The organism is Hymenobacter nivis (genome assembly GCF_006439025.1).
In the GTDB taxonomy this organism is placed as follows: domain Bacteria; phylum Bacteroidota; class Bacteroidia; order Cytophagales; family Hymenobacteraceae; genus Hymenobacter; species Hymenobacter nivis_A.
In genome coordinates, this window is record NZ_RCYZ01000002.1 from 222,725 (window position 1) to 238,593 (window position 15,869).

The 15,869-nt window shown below is 62.9% G+C and carries 13 protein-coding genes; 2 read left to right on the forward strand and 11 right to left on the reverse strand.

The features are described from left to right. Positions 1–137: 137 nt before the first annotated feature. Positions 138–1,169, reverse strand: a complete 1,032-nt coding sequence (gene recA / locus EAH73_RS05445; RefSeq protein WP_240047178.1) for a recombinase RecA — start codon at positions 1,167–1,169, stop codon at positions 138–140. A 259-nt stretch (positions 1,170–1,428) separates the two neighbouring features. On the opposite strand from recA, the gene EAH73_RS05450 reads away from it, so the two are divergent. Continuing rightward, complete coding sequence (locus EAH73_RS05450; protein ID WP_140465484.1) at positions 1,429–2,652, forward strand: hypothetical protein; 1,224 nt, start codon at positions 1,429–1,431, stop codon at positions 2,650–2,652. Between the two features lie 82 nt (positions 2,653–2,734). Here EAH73_RS05450 and EAH73_RS05455 read toward each other — a convergent pair whose 3' ends face one another. Beyond that, positions 2,735–3,280 carry a GNAT family N-acetyltransferase gene (locus tag EAH73_RS05455; RefSeq protein WP_161599454.1) on the reverse strand — a complete coding sequence of 182 codons (546 nt, stop codon included), beginning with the start codon at positions 3,278–3,280 and terminating at the stop codon, positions 2,735–2,737. A gap of 190 nt (positions 3,281–3,470) precedes the next feature. Between EAH73_RS05455 and EAH73_RS05460 the strand changes: the two genes are divergently transcribed. Next, the gene (locus tag EAH73_RS05460) at positions 3,471–4,538 is read left to right on the forward strand and encodes an NAD(P)-dependent alcohol dehydrogenase (protein ID WP_140465486.1); all 1,068 of its coding nucleotides are present in this window, start codon (positions 3,471–3,473) and stop codon (positions 4,536–4,538) included. Positions 4,539–4,635: 97 nt separating this feature from the next. Here EAH73_RS05460 and EAH73_RS05465 read toward each other — a convergent pair whose 3' ends face one another. From EAH73_RS05465 to EAH73_RS05505, 9 genes are all read right to left on the reverse strand, one after another. After that, on the reverse strand, positions 4,636–5,055 hold the full coding sequence (locus EAH73_RS05465; RefSeq protein WP_140465487.1) for a hypothetical protein: 420 nt from the start codon (positions 5,053–5,055) through the stop codon (positions 4,636–4,638). 117 nt (positions 5,056–5,172) lie between these two features. Next, a complete protein-coding gene (locus tag EAH73_RS05470; protein ID WP_140465488.1) occupies positions 5,173–6,129 on the reverse strand; it encodes an AAA family ATPase in 957 nt (318 codons plus the stop codon). A 174-nt stretch (positions 6,130–6,303) separates the two neighbouring features. Beyond that, a complete protein-coding gene (locus EAH73_RS05475) occupies positions 6,304–7,692 on the reverse strand; it encodes a peptidylprolyl isomerase (RefSeq protein WP_240047152.1) in 1,389 nt (462 codons plus the stop codon). Positions 7,693–7,938: 246 nt separating this feature from the next. Further along, on the reverse strand, positions 7,939–10,338 hold the full coding sequence (locus tag EAH73_RS05480) for a peptidylprolyl isomerase (RefSeq protein ID WP_140465489.1): 2,400 nt from the start codon (positions 10,336–10,338) through the stop codon (positions 7,939–7,941). Between the two features lie 124 nt (positions 10,339–10,462). After that, entirely contained in the window at positions 10,463–10,876 is a 414-nt protein-coding gene (locus EAH73_RS05485) for an ATP-binding protein (protein WP_140465490.1), read from the reverse strand. A 97-nt stretch (positions 10,877–10,973) separates the two neighbouring features. Then, on the reverse strand, positions 10,974–11,303 hold the full coding sequence (locus EAH73_RS05490; RefSeq protein WP_140465491.1) for an STAS domain-containing protein: 330 nt from the start codon (positions 11,301–11,303) through the stop codon (positions 10,974–10,976). Positions 11,304–11,318: 15 nt separating this feature from the next. Then, complete coding sequence (locus EAH73_RS05495) at positions 11,319–13,415, reverse strand: PP2C family protein-serine/threonine phosphatase (protein ID WP_140465492.1); 2,097 nt, start codon at positions 13,413–13,415, stop codon at positions 11,319–11,321. A gap of 130 nt (positions 13,416–13,545) precedes the next feature. Then, complete coding sequence (gene guaB / locus EAH73_RS05500) at positions 13,546–15,030, reverse strand: IMP dehydrogenase (RefSeq protein WP_140465493.1); 1,485 nt, start codon at positions 15,028–15,030, stop codon at positions 13,546–13,548. Positions 15,031–15,156: 126 nt separating this feature from the next. Then, positions 15,157–15,822, reverse strand: a complete 666-nt coding sequence (locus EAH73_RS05505) for a hypothetical protein (RefSeq protein ID WP_140465494.1) — start codon at positions 15,820–15,822, stop codon at positions 15,157–15,159. Positions 15,823–15,869: the final 47 nt, after the last annotated feature.

The following is a 15,869-nucleotide window of genomic DNA, read 5'->3' on the forward strand; positions in this document are numbered from 1 at the left end:
GGTGCCAGGGCCCAAATAAAAACGCGAAAAGGCCCGCTGCGGATTGCAGCGGGCCTTTCTCTTTGAGAAGTTAAAACTTTTCGGTTAAAAGTTAAAACATTGAATTTTAAATTTTAACCGAAAAGTTTTAAATCTATCTACAGCGTGTCTTCGCCGTCTTCCGGAATGCTCATGTCCACGGGGATGACGTCCTCGTCGCCCTTGGCCATGGTCCGGATTTTGGCTTCGATTTCTTCGGCCAGCTCGGGGTTGTCGAGCAGCAGGGTTTTCACGGCCTCACGGCCCTGGCCAATCTTGGTTTCGCCGTAGTTGAACCACGAGCCCGACTTGCCAATGATGCCCATGTCGACGCCCAGGTCAACAATCTCGCCCACTTTGCTGATGCCCTGGCCGTAGATGATGTCAAACTCGACCACTTTGAAGGGCGGCGCGACTTTGTTTTTCACCACCTTCACCTTGGTGCGGTTGCCGGTCACGTTGTCTTTGTCTTCCTTGATCTGGCCGATGCGGCGAATATCAAGGCGCACCGAAGCGTAGAATTTCAGGGCGTTGCCGCCGGTCGTGGTTTCGGGCGAGCCGAACATTACGCCGATTTTCTCGCGGAGCTGGTTGATGAACACGCAGCAGCAGCCGGTTTTGTTGATGGTGCCGGTGAGCTTGCGCAAGGCCTGGCTCATGAGGCGGGCGTGGAGGCCCACTTTCGAGTCGCCCATGTCGCCTTCGAGTTCGCCTTTCGGCACGAGGGCGGCCACGGAGTCAATCACAATGATGTCGATGGCACCGGAGCTGATGAGCTGGTCGGCAATTTCGAGGGCTTGCTCGCCGTTGTCGGGCTGCGCGATTAGCAAATTGGTAGTATCGATGCCCAGCTTTTCGGCGTACGATTTATCAAAGGCGTGCTCGGCGTCGATGAACGCGGCCATGCCGCCTTTCTTCTGCGCTTCGGCAATCATGTGCATCGTCAGGGTCGTTTTGCCCGACGACTCGGGGCCGTAGATTTCAATCACGCGGCCGCGGGGCACCCCGCCGATACCCAGGGCAATGTCGAGCGAAAGCGAGCCGGTGCTAATGCTCGGGATGTCGTCCACCTTGTTATCGGAGAGCTTCATCACCGTGCCCTTGCCGTAGGCTTTGTCCAGCTTGTCGAGGGTAAGCTGGAGGGCTTTCATCTTTTCGGCGGCGACGTTCACTTCGCCTTTCTCGGCCTTGTCGGGTTTATCGACTTTTTCGGCTTTGGGGGCCTTGGAGGTTGCTAATGCCATGGGGGAGGAGTTGGGAAAAAGGAATTACGTTTGGGTAAAGTTACGGTGTTTTGGTGGGTTGGCCCCGGCCGATATAGACAAAACAAAGGCTTGCAATACGGCTGTTTTTGGGCGGCTTTTTCTAACACCGGGGTGGGCGTTTTTGTGCCATTGAGATTGGAAATTTATGCGGAATCTTCTAAGAATTTTAGTAGCTGTTGGGGCCCTGCTGGTTACGGTAGGAGAGGCGCAGGCGCAGCTGGATAACCGGGCGTTTACCTCGCCCGAGCCGGGCCGGACCAAGTTCGGCAAAAACCCCACGCTGCTCGCGGAAGACGCCGACACGGCCGCGAGCCGGGCCGCGCCCCAGGCCGGTGACCTGCGCATTAGCCTGAACGCCTTCACGTTTTTCAAGGACAACGAGTACTTCAACGACATTGTGGAGGGCTACACGCTGTTTGGCACGCAGCTCAACCCGCAGCTTGTTTATTATCCTACCAAGGAGCTGCGCCTGGAGGCCGGCGTGTTCTTGTGGAAGGATTTTGGAACCCCTCTGCTGCGGCAGGTGCGCCCCACCTACCGTGCCACCTGGACGCACGGGCCCCACCAGTTCATTTTCGGCAACATCCGGGCAAACCTCAACCACGGATACGTTGAGCCGCTGCTCGATTTTGAGCGCGTGATGCTGGTGCCGCTGGAGGAGGGCTTGCAATACCGCCTGAACACCAAGCGCGTGGCGCTGGACGTGTGGGTGGACTGGCTGAAGCAGGAATACGCGGGCAGCAACTACCAGGAACAAATTGCCGGCGGTCTCAGCGGCAGCTACCGCCTCACCCGGCCCGGGGCCCCAGTGGACGTTTCCGTGCCGCTGCAGTTCACGGCTCGGCACGCGGGCGGGCAGATTGATACACTGCGCGCGCCTATCCAAACGCTGTTCAATTACGCCACGGGCGTGGTGGCGCGGGTGCCGCTGCGGGGCCGCACCCTGCAAGCGGTGCGGCTGAACGCCTACGGCCTGCTGTTCGACGACCACTCGTTTTCCAACTACCGCTTGCCTTTCCAGGATGGCCGGGGCCTGTACCTCAACGGCACGCTCGAAACCCGCTACCTCGACGTGATGCTGAGCTACTGGCAGGGCCACCAGTTTTTTGCCCCCCTGGGCGGCAATTACTACCAGTCCATTGCCTCGCGCTACGGCACGCCCGGCTTCACCGACGCCGAGCGCCGGCTGCTACTGGTGCGCCTGCTGCGCGACTTCCGCATCTCCGACGCGGCCGCCCTCACGGTGCGCGTCGAGCCAGTATACGATTTCAACAAGCAGTTGCTGGATTTCTCGTTTGGCTTCTACCTCAACTTCCGGCAGGAATGGCTGCTCGGCAACGTAGGCCGCCGCGCCCGCGTGGGGCAATGAGTGAGTGAATCAAGGTGATCATGCTTCGACAAGCTCAGCATGACCGTTATATTATCCTGAAATCACCCACCAACTTACTCATTCACCGCTCCTGTACGAAGCGGTAGATGCGGCCTACGGCGTCGGCGTTGCGGAACCAGGCGCGGCGGGGGGCAGGGTTTTCGAGGCGGAAGCCGGCGGCCAGGGCCACGGCTTGGCCCCGGGTATTGTCGGCGAAGCAGCGGATGAGCAGGCGGCGGCTGGCCACGGGCCCGAAGCCGAAGCCGCACACGGCCGCCAGGGCCTCGCGGGCGTAGCCGTGGCCCTCAGCTTCACGGGCCAGGTAGTAGCCGATTTCGGCCTGCGCGTCGTGCTGGGGCATCAGGCAGATGTCGCCGAGGTAGGCCCCGGTGGCGCGCAGCCAGATGCCCAGCACGTAGAAGCGCCCGCTCTCCCAATCGGCGGCAAAGGCGGCCAGGGCCCCGGGAGCCTCCGCGATGGTGGGCACGGTGCGCAGGCGGTCGGGGAAGGAGGTATTCAGGCGGGCCTGGTTGTGCTGGAGCAGGGCAAAAAATGCGTCGGCGTCGGCCGCTTCGTAGGGGCGCAGTAGCAGGCGGGTGGTGAGCAGAGGAGTACGCGGAAGCGGCATAAGCCCTACGTACGACAAAACGGCCCGGCTGGAGCGCGCCGGGGCCCTATTCGGTGGCGGGGCCCCAACTAAAGGGGCGGTAATAAACGCACCGACGGCAACCCGGCGCGGGGCGCGGGAGTACAAACCTTGCCTGCCGCCCCGGCCGTGGGCCCCGCCGCTCTTTCCCAAAACCAATAATCCTCTCCCTATGTCCGCTGCCATCGGCTACGCTGCCAAAAGCGTCAATGCTAAGCTAGTACCCTTCCACTTCGAGCGCCGCTCCCCCGGGGCCCACGACGTGGCCATCCACATTGAATACTGCGGCGTGTGCCACTCCGACGTGCACCAGGTACGCAACGACTGGAAAAACTCGCTGTATCCCTGCGTGCCAGGCCACGAAATTGTGGGCCGCGTCACGGCCGTGGGCAACAAAGTAACCAAGTACCAGGTGGGCGACCTCGTGGGTGTGGGCTGCATGGTGGACTCATGCCAGCACTGCGCCTCCTGTGCCGAGGGCGAGGAGCAATACTGCGAGAACGGCATGCTGGCCACTTATAACGGCCCCTTCAAGCCCGACGGCACCAACACCTACGGCGGCTACTCGGACCACTTGGTGGTGACCGAAAAATTCGTACTGAGCGTGCCCACCAGCCTGGGCGCCCGGCTGCAAGGCGTGGCCCCGCTGCTGTGCGCCGGCGTGACGACCTACTCGCCCCTAAAGCACTGGAAAGTGGGCCCCGGCCAAAAAGTAGCCATCGTGGGCCTCGGCGGCCTCGGGCACGTGGCCGTAAAGCTGGCCGTGGCCATGGGCGCGGAGGTGACGGTCATTACCACGTCGATGGACAAGGAAGACCGTGCCCGGGAAATAGGGGCCCACGACGTGATTTACTCGAAGAACCCCGCGGCTATGCTCAAGCACGCGGAGAAGTTCGACTTCATCCTCAGCACCATTCCGGTGGCGCACGACGTGAACCCATACATCGAACTGCTGAAGCGCGACGGCAATATCGTGCTGGTGGGCGTGCTAGAGCCGTTGGCCGCTGGCACCAACAACATGCTGGTGGCCAGCAAGCGCCGCAGCGTGGCCGGCTCGTTCATCGGCAGCCTCGCCGAAACCCAAGAAGTGCTCGACTTCTGTGGCAAGCACGGCATCACGGCTGACGTGGAGCTGATTGATATCCAAGACATTAACAAAGCATTCGCCGACGTGGAAAAAGGCAAAGTACCCTTCCGCTTCGTCATCGACATGGCTACGCTGGCTGCAGTGAAAGAATAAGGCTTGCGAGTAAAAAGCAAAAAGGGCGGGGCCGGCGGAATATTCCGCTGGCCCCGCCCTTTTTGCTTTTTAGGGCCCCCAGGACCCTTCGCCTGGCCTATTGCCCAGCGTACTGCCGGGGGCTACCCAGCATGTGCTGGGTGCGCATCACGTTCACCTGGCGGGCCGCTTCGTTGAAGAATTCGAGGCGGCGGATGAGCATCTCCTTGGTTAGCACGCGGCCTTCGGGCGTGGCCATCAGGGCCCGCTTGTCGGCCAAAATGTGCCGGACGGCGGCCAGCGCGGGGCCCTCGTGCTGCATGAACTGCTGCTCGAATTCTCCCAGCCGGGCCACACCCTCGGTGGTGAGGCGGAACTGCTCGCCGGCGCCCTGGTTCAGCACCTCGCACAGCACGTACACCTCAATGGGCAGGCTGGTTTCGAGGGCTGTGGAACGCAGGTCGAGCCCAGCGGCCATAGCGTCGAGGATGATGCGCACGTTGCGCTCAAATTGCTGGTAGTAGGCTTGGGATTCCATTTTTCAATTAACAGTTAGCATTTAACATCTAACAGCCATTCTGGCTGCGCATCATTTCACATCACCGGGCCAGGGAGTATTTGCCTGTTGAATGTTAAATGACAATTGTTAAATGAATTAAAGTAACTCCTTGATAATCTGTTCCACCGTCACGCCCTCGGCCTCGGCTTTGAAGTTGCGCACCAGGCGGTGGCGCAGGATGGGCAGGGCCACGGCGCGCACGTCCTCAATGTCGGGCGAGTATTTGCCGCTGATGAGGGCGTTGCACTTGGCGGCCACCACCAAGTATTGAGAGGCCCGGGGCCCCGCGCCCCACTCCAGCAGCTGCTGGGCCCGGGGAGCAGCGCGCTCGCCCTGGGGACGGGTTTTGTGCACCAGGCTCACGGCGTATTCCACCACATTGTCGGCCACGGGCACGCGGCGCACCAGAGCCTGGTAGGCCTGAATTTCGGCGGCCGTCAGCACTTTGCGTACCGTGTGCTGGCGGTCGGCGGTGGTGTTTTTCACGATGTTCAGCTCCTCGGCGTAGCTGGGGTAGCCCAGCTGCACGTTGAACATGAAGCGGTCGAGCTGGGCCTCAGGCAGCGGGTAGGTGCCTTCCTGCTCGATGGGGTTTTGGGTGGCGAGCACGAAGAACGGGCGCGCCAGCGGGTAGCGCTGCCCGGCCACGGTCACGGCGTATTCCTGCATGCTTTCGAGCAGGGCGGCCTGGGTTTTGGGCGGCGTGCGGTTGATTTCGTCGGCCAGCACGAGGTTGGCGAAGATGGGGCCCTTCACGAACTGAAACTCGCGCTGCTGGGTCAGCGTCTCCGAGCCCACAATGTCGCTCGGCATCAGGTCGGGGGTGAACTGAATGCGGTTGAACGATAAATCCAGCGCGTCGGCAATGGTTTGGATGAGCAGCGTTTTAGCCAAGCCAGGCACGCCTACCAATAAGCAGTGGCCCTGGGCAAACACGGCCGTGAGCACCAGCCGCACCACCTCATCCTGCCCCACGATAACCTGGCCGATTTCGCGGCGCAGCGCCTGGTAGTGGGCCGCAAGGGCGTCGGCGGCTTCTTTGTCGTTGGTCATGCTAGCGGATAAAGCGGCGAGTTGTTGGGGCTGGGGCCCCAGCAATTATTGGTGAGAGGCCGTCATGCTGAGCTTGTCAAAGCATCTCTCCCGCGTACTAACTACAATTTATTACTGCGGGATAAATGCTTCGACAGGCTCAGCATGACCGTTTCATTGATTCAAACAGCCAAGCTAAAGCTCCACGTCGAGCACCTTGCACTGGGCGTATTCGGGCACCACTTCAAGGTACACGGTGCCGCGGTTTTTCACAAACCACAGGTCCAAAGCTTTGCTCTTTTTCTCGCTGAGGGCCGCGGCGGCGATTTTCTGGTAGTCGTCTTCGAGGTTGGCCTGGTGCGGGGGGGTGTTCGATTTCAGGTACAGGATGCGCATGGCGTCCTTGCCGTCGTCGGTGCGGTAGGGCAGGGGCGGGGTGATGTGGCCCACCTTCATGGTGTCGATGGTGAAGAAGATGGCCGGGTCGAGCTTGTCAAGGGGCAGGCGCGAGCCGCCGTCCTGGCGGTTGGCTAGCAGGCCCCCGTTGGTGCTCGAGGCCTTGTCGCTGGAGTTGTCCTTGGCTGCTTTGGCGAAGCTGATGCTGTCCGACAGGATCTGGGTGCGGAGGCGGGCCAGCTTCGTGGCCGAGGCGCTAGCATCGGAAGCGCCCGTGGCGGGCTTTAGCAGGATGTGGCGCGTGGAGTAACTATCGCCCTTGCGCTCAATGAATTGGATGAGGTGAAAGCCGAACTGCGACTGCACCACCGGTGACATTTGCCCCGGCTCCAGCTTGCGCGAAGCGGCCTCGTACTCGGGCACCAGCTCGCCGCGCTTGAAGAAGCCCAGCAGGCCTCCCTGGGTAGCTGAGCCTGGGTCTTCCGAATACTTTTTGGCCAGCTCCTCGAAGCTCGCGCCGGCCAGCACTTGGGCCCGCAGGTCGTTGAGCTTGGCCACGGCGGCCTGCTTGGCGGCGTCGTTCACCTGGGCGGGCACCACAATCTGGCCCACTTCTACCTCCGTCGAGTAGTAAGGCAGGCTGTCCTTCGGGATACGGGTGAAGTACTGGTTGACTTCGCGGGGCGTCACGGCAATTTTGCCGGTGATTTTCTCCTGCATCTCCTGCTGCACCAGCTGCTCCTTCACCTGGGGCCGCAAGTCGTCTTTCAAGGACTTTACCGACTTGTTATACAGTTCTTCCAGCTTTTTTTCCGAGCCCACCTGCTGCACGAAGTAGGCCATGCGGCGGCTTAGCTCGCCGTCTACCTTGGCGTCGGTCACGGTCACGGAATCCACGTCGGCGCGGGCCAGCATGAGCTTGTTAAGCACTAGGCTTTGCAGGATTTTGCAGCGCAGGTCGGGCGGCAGGGCCTTGCCTTCGGCGCGGGCGGCCTCCTGGGCGTAGATGTTTTCAACATCGGAGCGCAGCACAATCTGGTTGTCTACTTTCACGATGATGCCGTCGATCAGGTCTTGGCCCTTGGGCCGGCCCACGCCCAACTGGGCTTGCGCGGCCGGGGCCCCGCCCAGCACCAAAGCCAGGGCGCACAGCGCCGCGGCCACCAGCCGATTCAATGGATTGTGCATAATCACTTAACTATTTCAGGATAACGGTTGGAACCGGGCCGTAAAGTTACCGCCGCCCGCGTTGCCACGCCCGCGCAACGCCAAAAGCCGCCCGTAAATTTCACCACAAAACGGCCCGCGGCAATAAAAGGAGCCCGGGGGCCCTAAGTTGGTTGCAACCCGCCGGCCAGCAAAAAGCCCCGGCCAGCGGGCCGGGGCTTGAAGAAAAAGATTATTTTACACTTAAAAGTGCTGGCTAGTAGGTAGTTACTTGGTAACGAGCTTGTCTATCTGGGGCTGGTTAACCTGCACTGGGTACTGCTGGCGGAGCTGGGCAATCCATTCCTTTTCCAGGAAATTCTGGTAGTCGCTGGTGGCCTGGCCGCGAGCGTCGGCTAGGGCCTTGGGGCCCGCGGGTAGCTGCTTGGTCACGATGACGGCGTAGTATCGGCCGTCGAGCTGGGTAGTGTAGGTGCCGGGCGCGCTGGTCAGGAACTGGTCGGCGGCCTTGCTGTCGCCCTTCTGGAAGGCTTTCTGCTGAATTTGCACCGCCAGCGGGTTCTTAGCATTAAAGCGCTGCTCGATGGCCGTGGGGTCGTGGGTGTAGCCGCTCAGGTACAGCGCGTCGGCCGAAGCGGGCAGTTTGGACTGCTTGCCCCCGACGGTGGTATTGTAACCGAAGCGCTGGGCCGGGGCCCCTTTTCCGAGTAAGTACGCCTGCACGGCAGCCACGCGCTGCCCACCCAGCACGGCCGCGGCGCGGGTTTTTACCTGGGCACTCAGGTCCACCCGCAGCGTAGTGTCATTGGCCATTTGCCGCACCAGGCCGTCCAGGGCTGCCGTGCTGGCCGGTAGCAAGGTGGCCGTTCCGGGGCGGAACCGGACGGTGGCCGGGATGCCCTTGGTAGTGGGCATCGTGGTTTCCGCAATGCCCGTGGTGACGATACCCCGCGAAGTCTGCCGCGTTACGGGTGGGGGAATAACCCGGAAATACTCCATGGCCTCTTTGCGCAGGGCTGGCGTGGCGGCGCTCACCACGGTGGCCTGGGTGCGGGGGCCCCACTGGTACTTGCCTTGGTTGGCGGCGAAAAACTTTTGCAGGCCCACCGAATCCTCGATGGCCTTGCTCCACACCTTCTCGTCCATGAGCTGGAACAGCAGGATGCCGTCGCGGTACTCCTTGGCCAGCATCCGATAGTCTTCGTACTTGGTATCGAGCGAGTTTCTCTCAAAATCGGTCAGGCGCTGGTCCACGTACTGGTCGTAGAGCTGCTCCATCACGAAGGCCGGTTGGGCCCCTGGGCGCGGGCGCTGGTTCTGCGCCACGTACTGCAAGAAGTCCTTGGCATAATAGGGCTGCTGCTTGATGGTGAACAGCACCGAGTTATCGGCTGCGCCCGGCTTTTTCTTTTTCGCATCGGCAGCTGCGGCCGGGGCGGCGTATTTGAAGCGGCCGGCCACCAACGAAGAATCAGCTCGGGCTAGCACCTGAGCCTTGACCGCCGGAATTTCCAGGAACTGGTCTTCCTGCCGGATACGCTTGAGGAACGCGGCCCGGTTCAGCTCGGAGCGCGAGTCCTTGGCCACCTTGTTTTTCAGCGTCGTTTCCATGGTGGCAAACGCCGGTACCGGCTGCCGCTCCAGCAGCTTGATGACGTGCCAGCCGTAGGGCGTCTGCACGGGCGGGGCAATGTCGCCGGGCTTTTGCAGCCGGAAGGCGGCGGCCTCGAACGAAGGAATCATGCGGCCCGTGCCGAAGGGCGGCAGCTCGCCACCGTTGGCAGCCGAGCCGGCATCTTCCGAAAACTGGGCCACCAGCTTATCCCAGCCCTCGCCCTTGCGCAGGCGGGCGTACAGCTCGTCGATTTTCTTCTTGGCCGTGAGCGAATCCGCGGCTGGGGCATGGGCGTTCACGCGCACCATCAGGTGGGCCACCTTGATTTCGCCCTGCGCCGCCCGCCGGTCGTTCACCTTGATGAGGTGGTAGCCGAAGCGCGTGCGGATGGGCATTGACACCTGCCCGACGGGCGTTTTGTAGGCGGCCGTTTCAAACGGGTACACCATCTGCATGGCCGTGAAGTAGCCTAGGCTGCCGCCGTTTTCCTTGGCCGAGGGGTCTTCGCTTTGCTGCCGGGCCAGGGCCCCAAAGTCGGCGCCACCCGCTACTTGCTGGCGTAGGGCCATCACCTTCTGGTAGGCGGCTAGGGTATCGGCCGGGGCCGCGTCGGGGGCCACCCGGATGAGGATGTGGGCGGCGCTAACCTCTTGGCCCAGGCGGTCGTAGGCCTCGCGCACGAGCTGGTCGGTCACGCTCTTTTCCGTGAGGTAGGGCTGGGCCAGCTGCTGGCGGTAGCCCTCCAACTCGCGCCGGAAGGCCTGCGTGGTGTCGAGGCCGCGGCGCTCGGCTTCCAGCACCTTCAGGCGGAAGTTGGTGTACAGCTCCAAGTACTCGGCCACGCTCTGGCGGGTGCCGTAGTCGGCGGCCGTGCCGTTGTTTTTGCGGTACACGTAGGCAAACTCGCTGGCCGGTACGGCCACGGGCCCCAGGGTTTCGACGGCGGGCCCGGCGGCGGCTTGGGCGGGCCCGGCGGCCTGGGGTTTGGTGGCCTGGCAGCCCGCCAGAAACAGCACAGCGGCCGCGCCGACGTGCAAAAAGCGTATGTGCATGGAAGAGGAAAAAGGAACCCACCGGACCCGGCCGCCAGCCCAACGCTGGCAGGGCCCAGCCCGAACAAGCACGAAATTAGCTAATTTCCAACCGATGAGGGAACCACGCCGGACCCTGGGGCTCTTAGGCCAACTCCTTGCTGAGGTGGCAGACGGTGTGGTGGTTGCGGGTGAAAAACTCCACCCGGTCCATCAGCCGGTTCACCAGGGCCATGCCCATGCCGCCTTTGCGCCCCTGCCGGATGTACTCGGGCAGGTCGGGGGCCACGTGGGGCCGGGGCTGGAAAATGGTGTCGCCCGAATCGGCAATCTCGATGCTCAGCGCGCGGCCAACCACGGTCAGCTCCAAGTCGATGAATTGGCGCTCGTCCTCGCCGTTGGCGTGGATGATGAAGTTGGCCACCACCTCGTCCACGGCCAGCACCACCTGGTTGATGAGCAGCTCGGGCACGGCGCGTTGGCTGAGAAAACCCCGCACGAAGTCGCGCACCTGTTGCAGGTTGCGGCGCGAGCATTCAATGCGGAGCACGTCCTTCATTAGAAATCTTCTATTTACTATCGATAAGGTAGTACTAACGTTATTCGGTACCGCTTTGGTTTGGGGCCCCTGCTAGGGGCCCCAAACCAAAGCGGCCTTACGCCGCTGCGGCCTCGGCCTGGGTGGGTACGATGGTCATGAGCGAGTCGAGGCCCAGGATTTCGAATACGTTGAACACTTTCTCCTGCATGTTAAAAAAGACCAGTTTCACGTTATTGTCCTGTAGGCGCTGCAAGTGCGAAATGAAGACGCCCAGGCCTGCCGACGATATGTAGCTGAGCTTGGCGCAGTCCACCAGCACCTTGCGGTAGCCGAGCAGGTCGGGCTTGTTAAATTCGGTGTCGAGTAGCACGGCCGAGCTGGCGTCCAGTTCGCCATCGAGGAGGAGGAGCAGGGAGTCGGCGGAGGGTTGAGCGGTTACTTTCATGGTGAGGCCGATACGTCAGGCCGTGGGTTCGGGTTGGACGGCCTTGAATTTAATGACCAGCAGCGTCTGGTCGTCGTGGATGGGCTGGCCAATGGTGAAGCTATTTAAGTCGTTCATAATAAACTGCTTGATGGCGTCGGACTCCTGGTAGTAGCATTCCTCGAGGCGCTGCTTGAGGCGGTCTTCGCCGTATTCTTCCTGGCCGGCCCCGCGGGCCTCCACAATGCCGTCGGTGTAAATCACCATCACGTCGCCGGGCCCGTAGTCGTAAAACTGGTTGTTGATGTGCTTCTCGTAGCCTTCGTTGCGGATGATGCCCAGCCCCAGGCCCGTGGACTGGAAGTAAAACACCTCCTCGCGCAGGGCGTGGTAGTAGAGCGTGTGGCAGTGCCCGGCGCGGGCAAACACAAAGCCACCCTGCTCGTAATCAATGATGTAGAGCGAGGAGGTGATGAACGAGGAGCGCTCCAGGCAGTGTGCCAGGGCAGTGTTGGCTTGCATCATGAAGCGGCTGGGTACCGGAAACCGGTCACGCTCATTCTTGGCCAGCGGGTTGCCTTGCATCAGGGCGTGAAATATGCCCTTCATCTGGGCCATGTGGAACGCTGCCGTGATGCCCTTGCCGCTCACGTCGCCGATAAGCACGGCCAGCCGCCGGCCCGGCAGCAACAGGAAATCGTAGAAATCACCGCCCACCTCCTTGGCCGCCAGCGAGTGGGTACTGATTTCAAACCAGTCGTCGGTGGGCAGCTTCTTCGGAATGAGGCTGTCCTGCACCTCCGAGGCAATTTTCAACTCCTCCTGGGTGCGCTGGTTGAGCAGGGCTAAGTTGGCCAGCGTCAGGTTTTCGAGGCTGAGCACGGTTTGGTCGGCGAAGCTGCGCAGCACGCTCACGTCCTCGGGGTCGAAGCCGTAGGGGATGTGCTTGAGGACGTAGAGCGTGCCGTAGTGGTGCTGCAAGCTGCGCAGCGGCAGCAGGGCCAGCGACCGGTAGCGGGTAGCCAGCTCGGCCAGCTCGGGCTTGGCGGTCAAGTTGTTATCAACGAAGTTTTCGGCTCCCAGGCGGGCCCCGGCCAGCAGCTCGCGCAAGCGGGCGGCCTCGTGCTGGGTCACGTTGAAGTAGCACTCCATCGTGGCCGCGTCGCCGGCCAGCACCTCGGTGGGCACATCGAGCCAGGCGGCATCGGCCTGCACGGTTTCCACGGTGGTGGCGAGCAGAGTTTTATAAATTTCGGCCTGCGACTGCCCCCGCTGAATGATTTGGGTGAGGCGCTGGATGTTTAGGATTTCGGTGCGGCGCTGCTCCTGCACCTGGGCCGTGGGGAGGTTGAAGAACGTGACCAGCAGGCCCATGGCCGAGTAAAACGCAGCGAAAAAAGCCGTCAGCACCAGGAACGCGCCCTGCGGCTCGGGGGCCAGCAGCAGCGGGTCGAACTGCGTGACGCGGAAGTACTGCACGAACACCAGCAGCCCCAGCAGCAGCAGCACCTCGTAGATGACGGCCTGCCACTTCTGCGCCTTGGTGAGGTAGGCCACCCACTTCTGGTTGGTGCCCAGGTAGGCCCCAAACAAGCCCAAGGCCGTGAACGCCGCCGTGCTCACGATGACGGGCGGGTGCCAGGTCAGTAGCTGGAGCATGAGGGTGCCGCTCAGCAGGATTTCGAACCACAGCCACTCGCGCTGCAGGCGGGGCGTCGACTTAAACAGAATCAGCGACCGCCAAGCATAGTTGGTGCGGGCCAGGAAGGCCACGAACAGCCCCAGGTTGACGGTGTAGACCACCGCCAGCAGGGCGGACCCGCCCACCGGGGCCCCCGCCGACACCGAGCGCTCGATGAGCCCCAGGCCCAGGGCCAGCGCCGCCAGCAGCCCGGGGCCGTGCACCAGCCGCCGCAGCAGGCCCAAGAAGTGGTAGCCCTGCAGTGGGTCGGGCTGGGCGCGCTGGTTAAGGAAAATGAAGAAGACGAAGCACGCCTGCGCCGCAATGACGCCCCAGCGGGGCCAGCCGGCCAGCATGGGCAGCGCCTGCACGCGGGCCAGGGCCCCGAGCAGCAGCAGCCCCCAGCTAATGCCGGCCAGTACAAGCGAATAAAGAGATAAGCGTTGGCGCACTAGATGAATCAGGAAAAAGAAGGGCAGGCCCGCCCGCACGCGGGCCTTTCCGCCCCCAACCGCCGGGCAAGGTACTTACAATGGCGGAATCCTATTCCGCCGCGGGGCCCGCCCGGGCGGCGGGGGGGCCCTAGCGGCTGCTGTAGTTGGGGGCCTCGCGGGTAATCTGCACGTCGTGCGGGTGGCTCTCGCGCAGGCCGGCCCCGGTAATGCGCACGAACTGGGCGGCTTGCAGGGCGGGCAGGTCGGGGGCCCCCACGTAGCCCATGCCGGCGCGCAGGCCGCCGGCCAGCTGGTAGATAATCTCGCTTACCGCGCCTTTGAAGGGCACGCGGCCCACGATGCCTTCGGGCACCAGCTTCTTCACGTCGTCCTCGGCGCTCTGGAAGTAGCGGTCCTTGCTGCCGTCCTCCATGGCTTCTACCGAGCCCATGCCGCGGTAGTTTTTGTACTTGCGGCCTTCGTAGATGATGAGCTGCCCGGGCGATTCCTCGGTGCCGGCCAGCAGCGAGCCCACCATTACGGCGGCAGCGCCCCCGGCCAGGGCCTTCACGATGTCGCCCGAAAATTTGATGCCGCCGTCGGCCACCAGGGGGATGCCGGTGCCCTCCAGCCCGCGGGCCGCTTCCAGCACCGCCGAGAGCTGCGGCACGCCGATGCCGGCGATGATGCGCGTGGTGCAGATGGAGCCGGGGCCCACGCCCACCTTCACGCAGTCGGCGCCGGCGTCGGCCAGGGCACGGGCCCCAGCGGCGGTGGCCACGTTGCCGGCCATCACGTCGAGGTCGGGGTAAGCAGCCTTGATGTCCCGCACGGCGTCGAGCACGCCCTTGGAGTGGCCGTGGGCCGTGTCGAGGCTCACCAGGTCCACGCCAGCTTCCACGAGGGCGGCCACGCGCTGGAGCAGGTCGGCGGTCACGCCCACGGCGGCTCCCACGCGCAGGCGGCCTTGGCCGTCTTTGCTGGCCTGGGGCGAGCGGCGGCGCTTGCGAATGTCCTTGTAAGTCATCAGGCCGGCGAGGCGGCCGTCCTTGTCCACGAGGGGCAGCTTATCTACTTTGCTGTCCTGGAGCAATTCCTCCGCCGCCGCCTGGTCGATACCGGCGGGGGCCGTCACGAGGCGGCTCAGGGGCACCATCACGGTGGTCACGGGCAGGGTCAGGTCGCGCTCGAAGCGCAGGTCGCGGCTGGTGAGAATGCCCTGGAGGCGGCGCTCGCCGTCAATCACCGGAATGCCGCCGATGTTGTTGTGGCGCATCAAGTGGCGGGCGTCGGCGAGGGTGGCGGTGGGCAGCAGCGTGAACGGGTCCTGGATCAGGGCCGACTCGCTGCGCTTGACGCGCCGCACCTGCTCGGCCTGCTTGCCGATGCTCATGTTTTTGTGGATGATGCCGAGGCCGCCTTCCTGGGCAATGGCAATGGCCATGTCGGCTTCCGTCACGGTGTCCATTGCGGCCGAAACCAGCGGAATTTGCAGGCGGATGCGGGCGGTGAGCTGGGTGCCGGGGTCGCAGTCGCGGGGCAGTACCTCGGAGTACGCTGGCAGCAGCAGTACGTCGTCGTAGGTGAGGGCCTCGAAGGCAATCTTGTTAGCGAGGGCGGCGGGATCAGCCATATGCAAAAGGATTTTGAGGGAAAACCTATTGCAGGGCAAAGTTACAGCGGGAAGTTGGAACGCGCCGGAAAAAGAAACGCCCCACCGGGCGGGGCGAGGCGCTGGGGCCCTAATGTTAAAGATTAGTTAATCGCCAAAGCGGTAGCGCAGGCCCGCCGATACATTCCCGTCGACGCGGCGTCCGTTCCAGCCGTTGGGGTCCACCATTGCTAGCTGGTAAGTGAGCTCGCCGGTGGCTTCCAGCCCTTTCCAGATGCGGTAGCGCAGGCTGGGGCCCAGCGTGAGGTAGAGGGTGTGATACGCGCCGTCTTGTTCGGTATACACGTCTGTGCCCTGCGCAGGGTCAACAATGTGCTCCTCTGAGCGATAGGACTGGCGTAGCCACGTAACGCCGCCCAGCAAGTCGGCTTGAAAGCGGTGCTCTTGCCGCCGCGTGAGGGTGTAGCGCACCAGCACGGGGATGGCCAGGCTCCGAGAGCGGTCCGTGCCAGAATACAGGGTGGTGCGGTACTGCCCCTGGGCCCCACTAGGGGCGTCGTAGTATGTATAATTGTACGCATAGTCGTAGCGCTGCGGGCGAAAGACTACGCTGGCCTGCACCGCCCACCGCGGCCGGAATTGCAAGCCGAACGTGGGTACCACGGGGGCCAGGGTGCCGCTGACCGGGAATTGGTAAACGCCCAAGCCCGCGTAATAGCGAGGCAACGGCGCTGTTTCGGTGGTTTGGGCCCGGCTTGCTAGCGGCAGGGCCCCGGCCAGCAGGCCGAATGAAAGGGTGATGCAAAGCCGCATGGGAAACGAAGGAAAGGTGGAACTGTGCTGGTAGAACCCGGGGCCCT